This window comes from Pseudomonas benzopyrenica, from assembly GCF_036884265.1.
In the GTDB taxonomy this organism is placed as follows: domain Bacteria; phylum Pseudomonadota; class Gammaproteobacteria; order Pseudomonadales; family Pseudomonadaceae; genus Chryseomonas; species Chryseomonas benzopyrenica.
Map to the genome: position 1 here is coordinate 136,314 of NZ_CP145723.1, position 13,343 is coordinate 149,656.

Here is a 13,343-nt window from a genome sequence, read left to right on the forward strand (position 1 = left end):
CTAAGGTAGAGGGGCTAAGGTGTTCAACCGCGGACTTCTTCCTGGGGCACCGAGGCGACCCCCGGCTTGCCATGCAACAGGTAAAGGCGCACCTCGGCACCGCCATCGCCATGGTTGGACAGGTGCAGATGGCCACCCAGGGTACGCAACAGGTTATCGCAGATCGCCAGGCCCAGGCCGAGGCCCTGGGCGGTGGCCTTGGTGGTGAAGAAGGGTTCGTGGGCGCGGGCCAGGGCCTCGCTGGAAAAGCCCGGACCGTTGTCCCTCAGGATCAGCGTCACGCCGCGCTCGTCGATGCTGGTCGTCAGCCACAGCCGGCGGGTGCTGGTCTTTTCCGCCAGGGCGTCGAGGGCATTGCTCAGCAGATTGCTGATGATCTGCCGCAGGCGGGTTTCGCCGGCCTGCACCCACAGCGGCGCATCGGGCAGGTCGCGGATCAGCTCCACCTGCATGGCCCGGCGCCGCGCGGCGACCAGCGCCAGGGCGTCTTCCAGGGCGCCCTGCAGGACCACGCTCTCCGGCGCGCGGCGGGCGCCGCGGGCATAGGCCTTGAGGTGGGCGATGATGTTGGCCATCCGCGTGGTCAGCTCGCCGATCAGCTTGAGATTGCCGCGGGCATCGTCCAGCCGATCGTGGTCGAGCAATACGACGGCGTTTTCCGTGTAGCTGCGAATGGCCGCCAGCGGCTGGTTGAGTTCGTGGCTGATGCTGGCTGACATGGTCCCCAACGCCGACAGCTTGCCCGCCTGCACGGCTTCGTCCTGGGCGCGCATGAGTTCGCGCTGGGCCTGTTCGCGGTCGTGGACCTCCTGTTGTAGCCGGGCGTTGAGCGTCTGCAGGTCGCGGGTGCGTTCCTCCACGCTCAGCTCCAGGTCGCGCTTGGCGCGGGCATCCAGTGCCAGGCGCTCGATGAAGTGGCGCCGCCGCAGGGTCATGACCACCAGCAACAGCAGCAGCGCCAGCAGGGTTGCCGCGCCGACGTAGAGCGCACTGCGCACCTGGCGCTCGACCATCTCCCGTGGTGCCAGGATCCGGGCGGTCCAGCCCACCTCGTCGAGGTTGCGGGTCTGGGTCAGCCAGTCGCCAGGCACCAGGGTCAGGGGAGCGGGATTGGTGGTGGGGTAGGGCCGGTTGGCATTGACCTGCTCGCGCTGGCGCTCGTCCAGCGGATGGGTGGCGCGAAAGCGCCAGGCATCGTGTGAGGTAAGGATGACCACGCCCAGGTCATCGGTCACCAGCAGTTGCTCGGGGGCGTTGCCCCAAAGCCGTTCCGCGCTGTCCAGATCGACCTTGACCACCACCACGCCAATGGCCCGCGCGCCGTCGCGCACGGCGGCGGCGAAATAGTAGCCGCGCTTGCTGGAGGTGGTGCCGAGACCGAAGAAGCGCCCCGGCTGGCCTTGCATGGCCGCCTTGTAATAGGGCCGGAAGGAAAAGTCGCGACCGACGAAGCTGTCTGGCTGGCGATAGTTGGAACTGGACAGGCAGGTGCCGTCATCCTGCATCAGGTAGATGACATCGGCCCCGGTCCGCTGGCGGATGTCTTCCAGCATCTGGCTGGCGGCGTCCTGGGCGCTGCCGTCGCCTTGTCCTTCCAGGGCATGGCGCAGCACCGGCAGATCGCCCAACAGGTCCGGCAGCACCTCGTAGCGCCGCAGGGTGCCCAGCAGGTTGGCGACATAGAGGTCCAGCGTCTGGCCGTTCTGCTCGGCCAGTTGCGCCTCGTAATAGTGCTGGGCCGCATAGCGCAGCGGAATCAGCAGCAGCGTCAGACCCAGGGCCAAGAGCAGCAGACTGCTCCAGCGGGGGCGCTTGGGAAGGTGAGGACTCTTGGGCATGCGCGGCTACTGTAGGGGGCGTCCCGGCATTATGCCCAAGCCGGCCCCTGGCGAAGAGCTCGCCAGACTGTTAACGCCTTGGCAGTCGACTGAAATATCTTGTTACCGATGGCCCTGGCTGTGGAAAGGGACACGGTTTTGCCGGGCGAAAGGCGGCTAACTGAGGCTGCAATCAGCCACCGAAGGAGTGACTTCCATGAAAAGCACCACCCTCTGCCTGACCCTCGCCGGCCTGCTGGCCACCTCTGCCGCCTTCGCCCAGACGGCGCCCACCGACTCGGCCACGCCGCCTGCCGCGACCAGCAGCAGCCCGGCCAAGACCGGCAAACAGGCCACCACCCACCACAAGAAGGTGGCCCACAAGAAGGCCCACAAGGCCAGCACCAGCGGCAGCTGATCCACGGCGCGGCACCTCCCCGCGGGGGAGGTGCCTAAAGAGGAGTGAATCCGTCCAGAGGAGTCCTCCCCATGCGCAAGTCCCTGTTGCTTCCCACTTTGATCCTGGGTCTTGGCCTGTCCAGTGCCGTCCTGGCCCAGACCAGTCCGACCAATCCCCCGGCCACTCCCGCGCGGCCCGATCCCACCAGCAGCCATGGCATGGAAAAGGCGCCCAGCACCGGTGTCGGTGCGGCCGATAATGGCTCCAGCAGCGGTTCGGGCAGTGATACCGGCACTGACCACGTGAAGAAGCCCAAGACCCAGCACAAGGATCATTAAGACATCCCGCCCATTCCCCCGGGGAATGATCCAATGAGCAAAGATCGCTTGAGCAGCCCGTGCGGGCATGTCGAAATCGGCTTCTAGCCTGAGCCAGGAGCCGCTCCCATGACCGCCGCGTCGCTGCTTTCCCCGGATCTGATCCGCACCCGCTTTTCCCAGGCCATGTCGGCGATGTACCGCCAGGAGGTGCCCCAGTACGGCACCCTGCTGGAACTGGTCGCCGAGGTGAACGCCGGACAACCGGGTTTCTCCCGGGATTCCGCGGAGCGCCTGGACCTGGAGCGCCACGGTGCCATCCGCGTCGGCACCGCGGCCGAACTGGCCACCCTGCACCGTCTGTTCGCCGTGATGGGCATGCAGCCGGTCGGCTACTACGACCTCAGCGTGGCCGGGGTGCCGGTGCATTCCACCGCCTTCCGTCCGGTAGCGCCGGCCGCCCTGCAGATCAATCCGTTTCGCGTCTTCACCTCGCTGCTGCGCCTGGAGCTGATCGAAGACGCCGAGCTGCGCCAGTTGGCCGAAAAGGTCCTGCACGAGCGCCGCATCTTCACCCCGGGCGCGCTGGAGCTGATCGAGCGCGCCGAGGCGCAGGGTGGTCTCACCGACGCGGAAGCCGCTGCCTTCGTCCAGGAAGCCCTGGAGACCTTTCGCTGGCACCGCGAGGCCAATGTCGACGCCAACCTCTATCAGCGCCTGCACGATGCCCATCGGCTGATCGCCGACGTGGTCTGCTTCAAGGGTCCGCACATCAACCACCTGACCCCGCGCACCCTCGACATCGACGCCGTCCAGGCCCGGATGCCCGCCCGGGGCATCGCGCCCAAGGAGACCATCGAGGGGCCGCCCCGCCGCCAGTGCCCCATCCTGCTGCGGCAGACCAGCTTCAAGGCGCTGGAAGAACCCATCCTCTTCAAGGGCGAGGTCCAGGGCTCGCACACGGCGCGCTTCGGCGAGATCGAGCAGCGCGGCATCGCCCTCACGCCGGCCGGTCGCCAGCGCTACGACGAACTGCTGCAGGAGGTCCGCCAGCGCAGCAAGGCGGCCGGCAGTGACTACGCAACGGTATTGGCCGAGGTGTTCCAGGCGCTGCCCGACAACTGGGACGAGCTGCGCCGCCAGGGCCTGGCCTGGTTCCGTTATCGCGCCGTGGCCGGCAGCCAAGCGGCTAGCGATAGCCGCGATCCCGACGCCCTGATCGCCGCCGGCCAGCTCCTCGCAGACCCCATCACCTACGAAGACTTCCTGCCCGTGAGCGCCGCGGGCATCTTCCAGTCCAACCTGGGTGCCGGCAGCCAGCAGGAGTACCAGAGCGGCGGCAATCGCGCCGCCTTCGAAGCCGCCCTGGGTGCGCCGGTCCTCGACGAGATGGCGCTGTACGAACGCCAGCAGCAGGAATCCCTGGACACCGCCCTGGCTGCCCTCGGCCGCCCCGCCTAGAATGTCGGCTCCCGCGTCGGCGGCCCCCGGCCCCGACGCCCGCCCCCGGCAGGCAGCCACGATGTTCACCAAACTCGATCCGACCGACTGGCAGCTCATCCACCTGCTGCAACAGAACGCCCGCGCCTCCAACGCCACCCTGGCCCGCCAACTGGGCCTGGCGCGCACCACCGTGGTCACCCGCTTGGCGCGCCTGGAGCGCGACGGCATCATCCAAGGCTACGGCCTGCGCCTGGGCTCAGAACTGGAACAGGCCGCCGTACGCGCCTACTGCGCCATCAGCGTCCTGCCGCGCAGCACCGCCGGCGTCATCCGCGCCCTGGAAAAGATGGTCGAGGTCGAGGAAGTCTCCTCGGTCAGCGGCCAGTTCGACTACCTGGCCTTCCTGCGCTGCACCACCCACGAAAAGCTCGACGACCTGCTCGACCGCATCGGCAACCTCGACGGGGTCAAGCAGACCCAGACCTCGATCATCCTGAATCGGAAGATCGATAGAAGGCAGACATCAGTCAAATAAGTGTTTTATTTTATACTCTAGACTGTTTTTCATCGCGATGTTTACTGAGTTTAATGTCATGGATCCTTCGATAAGTCCTTTCGTGTAGTACTCCATTCCTTCACCATCAGCATCGCGATTTAAGTTTTTCCGATAAAGAGCGGAAACTTGATCAGCTACTTTCCAGCGATACTCTTGGCTATGCATCATGGCATATCTAGTGGATTCCAAAGACATTTTTCCAAGTGCAATATTTTGCATATAGAATTTTAAGCCCTCGGTATCTGCATTTCTGCCTAGTACTTGCGTATACAGGTCTTTGATAGACTGTCTCAGTAGAAACTCATAGCTTGCCCTCATGGATTGGGCAATTTCTGCATAGCTAGCAGACTTGTTCAGTATTTTTCGAGTGTAATAATCCAGGCCTTCAGTGTCTGCATCGCGCTCCAACTGCTGTGCATAGAGATCTTTAATCTTTGAGTTTATCGCAGCCACTCGTTCAGGGCTATGACTTATCGCGGTTTCCACCGATGCCAACGTCATATCGCCAGCCGCCATTTTCTGCAGATAGAATTGTAGGCCTTCTGCATCGGCTGATCGGTTTAAATAAGTTGTGTAGAAGCCTTGTACTGCCTCTGTAACAGAGTCGGGACGATTTGGAACCGCTTGCTGAGGAGCGCTCGCTTCAGTAGGAATAACTATATTGCCAGCTGAGGTCGGCAGAGGACCGACAGCTGCACAACTGGTATCGTCTATATAATTTTTCAACACCGACCATTGTGGCCGCTCTATGCCATTGATAGGTTCTATTGCTAGATTATAGTTTGCCCAGCCAGGACCAGCAGCCCAATAGGTAGCAGGGATACAGTTCTGTTTAAGGTAGGCTAGCATATTACCCATAATGACTCCCCAGCGAGGATTATCATCGGGTATACCGAATTCGCCAATCATTCCGCGCTTACCATTTTTTTTCAGCCACTCAACAAATGGCCTCACGCGTGCTACACCATGATTGACATCCAAAGTAGATACGTTGGTATTGGTGTATGTACCTCCTCCTCCGTCACCGTCAAAATAAGCGTGAGCTTGAAATATGAGGTTATTTGCTGGGTCACGCAATTTTAGAAGTGAGTCGTTCCACTGCGCCCAGCGCGTGGCCTCAGCCCACCCGTTACCTTCGATCATGATAGGGCGAAAAGAGTCTATAGTGCGAATTCCATCGATTCCAGCTTGAGCTGCTATGGGCCACTGCTCCATAGCATCATGGGGCTCATTCATGATGTCGTACGCATACAATGCACTAGAGGAGCTCCAACGTTGCGAGATTCGAGTTAAGACGTCTCTATAGTGATCGAAGGATACCGCACCTGTGCCAATAATCGTTCCTCGATATCGCATGTAGTTATGCAGGTCTAATATTATTTTGATGCCGTATTTCTGTGCAAAATTAAAAGTTTGATCAATCAGTTGGGCGTAGTCTTTGTCCAGTGGTGCCCCCAGCTGGGGCTGGAGTCTCTCCCAAATAATTGGAAAGCGTACGAGTTTGACACCGCGGGCATTCCATTGGCTGAAGTAGCTCTCCGTAGGGAATATGTAGTTTCTTCCATTTACGCCCGGCAATATGTGAGAAGCGAAGCCAGCTCCAGAAAGGTTTATCCCTACCAGATCGACGGGTGCTCCATGAGATTTTGCTGCCAACAGCGTGGCTGAGAATAACGTGGCGGCTAACAGCTTTAAGCCAAAGCGTCTTTTCATATAAGCTTGTCGCTCAAACATTTAGAGTGTCTAACGGAGCAAATACCGCTGACGCAGACACCCGTGGCCTTCGAATACAGGGGTATCCGAAGCGCCAAGCGTTTCTTGAGAAAATTTCGATAAGCGGTCTTGATTGGGCCGCCTGAATGTGTCGCTTTGGACGGCGCTAAGGAAGCCTTCCTACGCCAGAAGCAGCCTCACGCCTGGCTAGCGCTTCGCGTCGAAGCCGCTATCATGGCCGCAGAAGCGCCTAATGATAGCCAAGTGGTATCACGCCTCGGCGGTTCCCCTATGACGGCTTATCGCGTGAAACCTGTGTGGTAGATCACAGCTGCCATAAGATGGCGTATGATGCGCTGCTTTGAGCGGGCAGATCGGACTACTCGCTTCTTCGAAAATGTCTTCAGAATTCATTGAATATTTATGAACGATAAAGCAAAGCTGAATATAGCAACAGCCTTAAAGATATGTCGTCAAAGCTTTATTGCTGTAGGCGTCTTTAGTTTCTTTGTAAACCTGTTAATGCTTGTCCCATCTTTCTATATGCTACAGGTTTATCAGCGTGCCGTTACAAGTGGAAGTTTGACCACGCTTGGTATGCTGACCCTGATAATGATTTTTCTTATGTGTACGATGGGTGCTTTGGAGTGGGCGAGATCCCGCGTTTTGGTCCAGGTCAGCTCAAGAATCGATGTGATATTGAGCTCCCCGATCTACCGCGAGAGCTTCAAACAAGCTGTCAGTAGCGGTGGAGTGAATGCCACTGCTAGCCCTTTAAATGATCTAACAGCGCTTCGCCAGTTTATTACAGGGCCAGGGCTGCTTGCTTTTTTTGACGCTCCTTGGCTGCCTATTTATTTGGCAGTAATGTTTTCGTTTCACTATCAATTTGGCCTCATGGCCTTATTTAGTTCGCTGGTATTGATAGCCCTAACCCTTGTCAACGAAAAATTTATTAGCCCATCTTTGGATGAGGCCAATAAAGAAAACATGGCAGCCACTAACTTGACGACAAAGAATCTGCGTAATGCGGAAGTCATCGAAGCTATGGGTATGCTAGACAACCTCAAGGCTATCTGGCGCCGAAGAGCTGATCGGGTAATAAATCTGCAAGCTTCAGCCAGTGATCGTTCTAGCATGATCACTTCATTTTCGAAAACGTTCAGACAGATAGTCCAGTCACTCATATTGGGTCTGGGCGCCTATCTAGCAATCCAACGAGAGCTGAATCCTGCGTTTATGATTGCAGGTTCGATATTGCTAGGACGAACCTTGGCGCCAATTGACGGAATACTTGCTTCGTGGAAAGGCTTTATTAGCGCAAGAGGTCAATACCGGCGGCTGAATGGCATTCTTGGTTCTGCCGAAAGCGGGCCAGACCGTATGAAGCTACCTGAGCCCCAAGGTCAGGTGAAGGCGGAAAATATAAGTGTAGTTCCACCCAACGCAAAACTGCCGACAGTCAAGGAGGTCAGCTTTTCAGCAGAGCCAGGAACGGTAATAGGTATTGTCGGGCCCAGCGCTGCAGGAAAGTCCACTTTGGTCCGGGCTATTTTAGGCGTCTGGCCTGTAAGTAGCGGAACAATGCGGATAGACGGCGCAGATATAAGCAACTGGGTGAAAGAAGATCTTGGTCCATACATCGGTTACCTTCCTCAAGATATAGAATTGTTCGAGGGTACTATTGCGCAGAATATCGCCAGATTCGGCAATTTGGATCCTATCAAGGTAGTCGACGCTGCTCGAATGGCTGGCGTACACGACATGATCCTCGCCTTGAGCGATGGTTATGACACCTTTATTACTGGCAATGGGGTGCTTTCCGGTGGCCAACGGCAACGCATTGGCTTAGCGCGCGCGCTATATGGCCTGCCGAGGCTGCTAGTACTCGATGAGCCTAACTCCAATCTAGACGAGCGAGGCGAGCAGGCGCTGGCAAGCGCCATATCGCAGATGCGCTCAATAGGTTCGACCGTTTTCATCGTTACACACAAGACCAGTATCCTTGCCTATGTCCAAAAATTGCTGGTGATGCAAAACGGTAACTTGACTCATTATGGTGATAGAGATGAGGTGCTCGGCGCTTTGCAGCTGGCGCAACGTCAAGCCACCGAGGCAGCTTTAGCTGCCCAGCAGTAGGAAGGTTTAGATGGGTATTCCTGAACAAACGCCATTTGCTCAGCCTGTTAAAGAAGAAAACGAGCAGCTTGAGAAGATCGCTAATTCGCCTGTGAGTGTGTCAGATAAAAGATTTCGGTTATTTGGCTATGCGACAATTTTTGTGACGTTCGGCTTGTTTGGCGGTTGGGCAGCGTTTGCTCCACTGGATAGTGCAGCGAGCGCTCAAGGTGTAGTGACTGTAAAGTCAAGTAGAAAATCGGTTCAACACCTTGAGGGTGGCATCGTAAAAGAATTGCTAGTGAGAGATGGAGATCATGTTCAGCGTGGTCAGCCACTCCTGGTGTTAGACACGACCCAAATTCAATCTGAGTACGAGATTGTCAAGAGCCAGATTATTGCTATCCAAGCAGCCATTTCCCGTTTGCAGGCTGAGCGAGACTCTCTCGACAATGTGACATACAAGGATGTGATTGAACCAGGTAGCGAGCGTACCTTAGCAGTCGAAGCCAATGAGTTAGGGCTTTTCCGAGCGAGAAAGGCATCTCGTCTTGGGCAGGTAAGCGTTCTTTCCGAAAAAAATAGCCAATTACAACAACAAATCATTGGCTTGCGTAAGGTCATTCAAACAAAACAGCTTCTGGTAAGTTCCTATTCTAAAGAAATTGGAGAGCTGCAGGAGCTGCTAAAACAAGGCTATGTTGATAAGCAGCGTCTGACTGAGCTACAGAGGGATAGGGACAGTTTACTCTCGCAATTGGCAGAGCATCAGTCAGATATTACAAGAACCGAGCTTCAGATTAGCGAAAACAAGCTGCAAATCTTGCAGGTTCAAAAGGATTTCAGCTCTGATGTGGTTAGGCAGCTCTCGGAAAACTTACCGAAAATGCTGGACCTGAAGGCGCGACTTACCGCTCTAGAAGATAGGTCGGAGCGAACTGTCATCAGATCCCCTGATGATGGCATCGTCATGGATATGACAGTCCATACCATAGGCGGCGTGGTCCGGCCGGCTACTCCCATCATGGAGATTGTCCCGGACAACTCTGACTTGGTGATCGAGGCTCGCCTCAAGCCTAATGATATCGATAGAGTACGTCCGGGTAAGTATGCGGAAGTAAGGTTCAATACTTTCCACAATCCCCATACCTTGGTAGTCGACGGTGAAGTCGCAAAGGTATCAGCTGACAGACTGAGTGATGAGCGTACTGGTGAGCCGTATTACAAGGCACAGGTAGTTCTAACTGAGGAAGGACGTAAGCAAATGGGGCCTAACAAGATGGTCCCAGGGATGCCGGCTGATGTGCTGATAAACACAGGTTCACGCACAATGCTTCAATATCTGCTGCAGCCCGCTACTGACGCCATAGCGCATTCTTTGATCGAGGAATAGCGCATGTCATACAAGCTAAAGTTACTACCTATCATTCTGGTAGGATGGATGACAGCTGCTAGTAGCGCTGTAAATATCGATAATCGAGACGTGCTTTCAGGATATTCCAGCCTATTAAGTCTTTTTCGCGAGGTTTCTATTGAGGCCCCACGCTTGCAGGCGATTCGTGCTAGAACGAGTTCAGCGCAGGAGAAACAGTCAGAGGCATTCGGCGCGCTATTACCCCAGATTTCGGCCCAGGGCTCTTACAACAAAAATAGACAGCATGCAGAGAATTTTCCGTCTCAGGCCTATGATGGGCAAAGCTATATACTGAGTCTGAATCAGGTAATTTATAATCGAAGTACTTGGCAGAACTATCAAAAATACAAGCTCTTGGCCAGGCAGAAGATATTTGAGGCGCAAGACGCAGAAAGCGAGATTGCCGCAGACCTGGCTGAGCGGTACTTCAAGGCGTTAGCCAGTGAGGATCAGCTCGCCTTAGTGCAAGCGGAATGGCGAGCTACAAATAAGAACTATGACAGAGTCAAGGCTCTCTACAGTCGACAGTTAGCCACTATCACAGATCGTTTAGAGATAGAGGCTAGGCTCGACACCTTAGTAGCTGCTGAGATAGATGCGAAAAATCAGATAAAAGTTACGAGAGAAAATCTGTCCGAGCTTGTTGGGCGTAGTGTGTTGGAGCCGCTTGAGCGGATCAATCAAAAAGATCCTTTTATATTTGATCTTAGATCCATTAGCTATTGGGCTGATAAAGCTATGGTTTCAAGCCCCGCACTCGCTGCAAAGCAGAAAGCCCAGGAGTCGGTAGAAGCGGCTATCCGCGAGGCACAGGGAGGGCATCTTCCTACTGTTAGCCTCAGCCTCAACGCACAGAATACCAACCTAGGTTATCAAAATACCCAGTCACCCAAAACAGATACCCTTTATGCGGGAGTAAACGTCCAGATACCTATCTTTAGTGGGGGATCTACCTCCGCGCGTGTTCGAGGTTTGATGGACGAGCTTGATGCCAGTGAATATGAAACGGACGAGATTCGTAAAAGAATAAAAAAAGAAGTGTCAACCGCTGTCTTGAATGCTGACTCAGGACTAGGAAAGATTAAAGCTACTCGTCAGGCTCTCTATTCTTCGCATAAAGCGCGTTTAGCAACAGAAAAATCGTTTGAATACCAAACGAAGAATACGGTCGATGTACTTGACAGTATTAGGGAAGAGTATAGCGCTAGGAGGGATTACCTGCAGGCGCAATATAATTATTTCATGAGCATAGTTACCTTGTATCGGTGGTCTGGACGGCTAAGCGATGCTGAACTCTCGCAGCTCAGTGCCTGGCTTACCGCAGATGAGCGATCGCTCAACGTAGAGCTGGACGACCGTGTACCTACCCGAACCGACAGCGAATAACCGGCTAGTGGTCGACTAGCGATCTCCGGTTGAGTGGGCAGTCCTAGCCGCTGCAGGGTGTGAAACCAGGGCCTCCGGTGCTGACAGTGTGAGCGCCGTCGCCCGTGTGGCTAGCTACTGAGCATGGATCCCCATACGGTTCTTACGTGACTTGACGCATTGAGGTAGGATGCGCGTTTTTATCGGGTGCCATCGGGTGCTCGCCGCCTAGCCCTTGGAAGCTGAGAGAAAATGAGCGACAAGATTGCAATCGTTACAGGTATTACAGGTCAAGATGGCGCCTACCTCGCAGAATTATTGTTGGGCAAAGGATATGTAGTATACGGTACCTACCGCCGTACCAGTTCAGTGAACTTCTGGCGAATTGAGCACGTAGGTATCGAGAATCATCCTAATCTGCGTTTGGTCGAACATGATCTTACCGATTTGAGTGCGAGCATTCGTCTATTGCAGTCCACTCGAGCGCGAGAAGTCTACAATCTGGCTGCTCAAAGCTTTGTAGGTGTTTCTTTTGACCAGCCTATTACTACGGCAGAAATAACTGGCATTGGTCCCGTGAATTTGCTCGAAGCAATTCGTATCGTCGACGCCAGTATCAAATATTATCAGGCGTCTACTTCTGAAATGTTCGGGCTTGTTCAAGCCGTTCCTCAGTCCGAGGATACTCCTTTCTATCCAAGAAGCCCTTATGGGGTGGCAAAGCTTTACGCGCACTGGATGACAGTCAACTATCGCGAGTCCTATGGTCTTTTCGCGAGCAGCGGTATTCTTTTCAATCACGAATCGCCGCTGCGCGGAAAAGAGTTCGTGACTCGTAAGATTACCGATGCTGTGGCCAGAATCCATATTGGCGTCCAGGATGTACTGGAGCTGGGAAATCTCGACGCGAAAAGAGACTGGGGCTTTGCCAAGGAATATGTCGAGGGCATGTGGCTTATGCTCCAAGCGAAAGAGCCTGACACCTTCGTGCTTGCGACGAATAGAACAGAAACTGTACGAGATTTCGTAAGCATGGCCTTTAAGGCGGTGGATATGAAAATCGAGTGGCGCGGTAAGGAAGAGCAAGAACAAGGTTTTGATGCCAAGACTGGCAAGCTTCTGGTCAAGGTGAATCCTAAGTTTTACAGACCTGCCGAAGTGGATCTGCTCATAGGTGATGCTACACGCGCGCACCAGATGCTGGGTTGGAAAGCTGATACGACTCTTGAGCAGCTCTGCCAGTTAATGGTTGAAGCAGATCTGGAACGAGTTAAGTCAGGTAAATCATATTGATGGCCAAGGCCGGAAAAATTCTCGTCACAGGTGCTACCGGTTTTACCGGTCAAGCCCTGTGTCGGGCGTTATCTAACAGTGGTTGGATGGTCCATGGATTAACGCAGTCAGGGCGTCAGTCCATGGAGGCCTGTACTCTACATCAAGCCGATCTAACCGATTCTCATAGCCTAACCCGAGTGCTAGAAGCGATCCGCCCTGATCAGGTTGTCCATCTTGCCGCTAAGGCCTTTGTAGGGAGCTCGGACAACACAGCTTTTTACACCACCAATGTTATAGGGACATGCAACCTGCTCGATGCCTCTCGCAGCGTTGGTATCAAACGAGCGATTGTAGTTAGCAGTGCTAATGTTTACGGCGTCCCAAAAGACAACAGCGCTATTACGGAAGAAGTATGGCCAGCGCCAGTGAATCATTATGCGGCTAGCAAGCTGGCAATGGAGCATCTTGCTAGGACCTATACGTCATCTTTTCCTGTCGTGATTACCAGGCCATTTAACTATACCGGTCCTGGGCAGGATATCAGTTTTCTTGTGCCGAAACTGGTTAAGCATTTTCTTGATAGGGCACCATCTATTGAGCTGGGAAATCTAGATGTTTTTAGAGATTTTACCAGTATTGAAGATGTTGTTAGTGCCTATGTGTCACTCATCGCAAGTGATGTCGACTCAACTACGTTGAATATCTGCTCAGGCACGGCAGTCAGCTTGGGTGAGTTGATTGCGTGTCTTGAGCGCTTATCAGGTCATCGAATAGATGTTAAAAGCGTAGAGAAGTTTTCACGTCAGAACGAGATACCTGTGTTGCTGGGAAGTAACGAGAAAATAAAGTCGTTGCTAAGTTGGGATATAACCAAAAGCATAGAAGATATCCTTGCCGATATGCTAGCAAAAGGCCGATAGTCAGC

11 protein-coding genes are annotated in these 13,343 nt (G+C 54.6%); 9 read left to right on the forward strand and 2 right to left on the reverse strand.

What is annotated here, in order from left to right; translation table 11 throughout:
• Positions 1-23: 23 nt before the first annotated feature.
• Complete coding sequence (locus V6W80_RS00690; protein WP_017641604.1) at positions 24-1,838, reverse strand: sensor histidine kinase; 1,815 nt, start codon at positions 1,836-1,838, stop codon at positions 24-26.
• A 196-nt stretch (positions 1,839-2,034) separates the two neighbouring features.
• Between V6W80_RS00690 and V6W80_RS00695 the strand changes: the two genes are divergently transcribed.
• The 4 genes from V6W80_RS00695 (at position 2,035) to V6W80_RS00710 (ending at position 4,512) form a co-directional block, all read left to right on the forward strand.
• Entirely contained in the window at positions 2,035-2,235 is a 201-nt protein-coding gene (locus tag V6W80_RS00695; protein ID WP_017641605.1) for a hypothetical protein, read from the forward strand.
• Between the two features lie 71 nt (positions 2,236-2,306).
• Entirely contained in the window at positions 2,307-2,555 is a 249-nt protein-coding gene (locus V6W80_RS00700; protein ID WP_160922213.1) for a hypothetical protein, read from the forward strand.
• A gap of 108 nt (positions 2,556-2,663) precedes the next feature.
• Entirely contained in the window at positions 2,664-3,995 is a 1,332-nt protein-coding gene (gene hglS, locus V6W80_RS00705) for a 2-oxoadipate dioxygenase/decarboxylase HglS (RefSeq protein ID WP_338545610.1), read from the forward strand.
• A 61-nt stretch (positions 3,996-4,056) separates the two neighbouring features.
• Positions 4,057-4,512, forward strand: coding sequence for an Lrp/AsnC family transcriptional regulator (locus V6W80_RS00710; RefSeq protein ID WP_338545611.1), 456 nt, complete (start codon positions 4,057-4,059; stop codon positions 4,510-4,512).
• On the opposite strand, the gene V6W80_RS00715 is transcribed toward V6W80_RS00710, so the two are convergent.
• Positions 4,501-6,246 (reverse strand): cellulase family glycosylhydrolase, encoded by a 1,746-nt coding sequence (locus V6W80_RS00715; RefSeq protein WP_338545612.1) that lies wholly within the window; start codon positions 6,244-6,246, stop codon positions 4,501-4,503. The two genes, V6W80_RS00710 and V6W80_RS00715, sit on opposite strands and share 12 nt — an antisense overlap.
• Before the next feature lie 423 nt (positions 6,247-6,669).
• Between V6W80_RS00715 and V6W80_RS00720 the strand changes: the two genes are divergently transcribed.
• The 5 genes from V6W80_RS00720 to V6W80_RS00740 all read left to right on the forward strand — a co-directional run bounded on the left by V6W80_RS00720 (position 6,670) and on the right by V6W80_RS00740 (position 13,338).
• Positions 6,670-8,385, forward strand: a complete 1,716-nt coding sequence (locus V6W80_RS00720) for a type I secretion system permease/ATPase (protein WP_338545613.1) — start codon at positions 6,670-6,672, stop codon at positions 8,383-8,385.
• Between the two features lie 10 nt (positions 8,386-8,395).
• On the forward strand, positions 8,396-9,757 hold the full coding sequence (locus V6W80_RS00725) for an HlyD family type I secretion periplasmic adaptor subunit (protein WP_338545614.1): 1,362 nt from the start codon (positions 8,396-8,398) through the stop codon (positions 9,755-9,757).
• A gap of 3 nt (positions 9,758-9,760) precedes the next feature.
• Positions 9,761-11,164 carry a TolC family outer membrane protein gene (locus V6W80_RS00730; RefSeq protein ID WP_338545615.1) on the forward strand — a complete coding sequence of 468 codons (1,404 nt, stop codon included), beginning with the start codon at positions 9,761-9,763 and terminating at the stop codon, positions 11,162-11,164.
• A gap of 231 nt (positions 11,165-11,395) precedes the next feature.
• Positions 11,396-12,436, forward strand: a complete 1,041-nt coding sequence (gene gmd / locus V6W80_RS00735; protein ID WP_338545616.1) for a GDP-mannose 4,6-dehydratase — start codon at positions 11,396-11,398, stop codon at positions 12,434-12,436.
• Positions 12,436-13,338 carry a GDP-mannose 4,6-dehydratase gene (locus V6W80_RS00740; protein ID WP_338545617.1) on the forward strand — a complete coding sequence of 301 codons (903 nt, stop codon included), beginning with the start codon at positions 12,436-12,438 and terminating at the stop codon, positions 13,336-13,338. The genes gmd and V6W80_RS00740 overlap by 1 nt, the downstream gene beginning before the upstream one ends.
• The last annotated feature ends 5 nt before the right edge of the window (positions 13,339-13,343 follow it).

Coding starts and splice junctions, on each gene's coding strand:
- V6W80_RS00700 (WP_160922213.1), top strand. CDS start 2,307: ATGCGCAAGTCCCTGTTGCTTCCCACTTTGATCCTGGGTCTTGGCCTG.
- hglS (WP_338545610.1), top strand. CDS start 2,664: ATGACCGCCGCGTCGCTGCTTTCCCCGGATCTGATCCGCACCCGCTTT.
- V6W80_RS00730 (WP_338545615.1), top strand. CDS start 9,761: ATGTCATACAAGCTAAAGTTACTACCTATCATTCTGGTAGGATGGATG.
- V6W80_RS00725 (WP_338545614.1), top strand. CDS start 8,396: ATGGGTATTCCTGAACAAACGCCATTTGCTCAGCCTGTTAAAGAAGAA.
- V6W80_RS00720 (WP_338545613.1), top strand. CDS start 6,670: ATGAACGATAAAGCAAAGCTGAATATAGCAACAGCCTTAAAGATATGT.
- V6W80_RS00690 (WP_017641604.1), bottom strand. CDS start 1,838: ATGCCCAAGAGTCCTCACCTTCCCAAGCGCCCCCGCTGGAGCAGTCTG.
- V6W80_RS00695 (WP_017641605.1), top strand. CDS start 2,035: ATGAAAAGCACCACCCTCTGCCTGACCCTCGCCGGCCTGCTGGCCACC.
- gmd (WP_338545616.1), top strand. CDS start 11,396: ATGAGCGACAAGATTGCAATCGTTACAGGTATTACAGGTCAAGATGGC.
- V6W80_RS00710 (WP_338545611.1), top strand. CDS start 4,057: ATGTTCACCAAACTCGATCCGACCGACTGGCAGCTCATCCACCTGCTG.
- V6W80_RS00740 (WP_338545617.1), top strand. CDS start 12,436: ATGGCCAAGGCCGGAAAAATTCTCGTCACAGGTGCTACCGGTTTTACC.
- V6W80_RS00715 (WP_338545612.1), bottom strand. CDS start 6,246: ATGAAAAGACGCTTTGGCTTAAAGCTGTTAGCCGCCACGTTATTCTCA.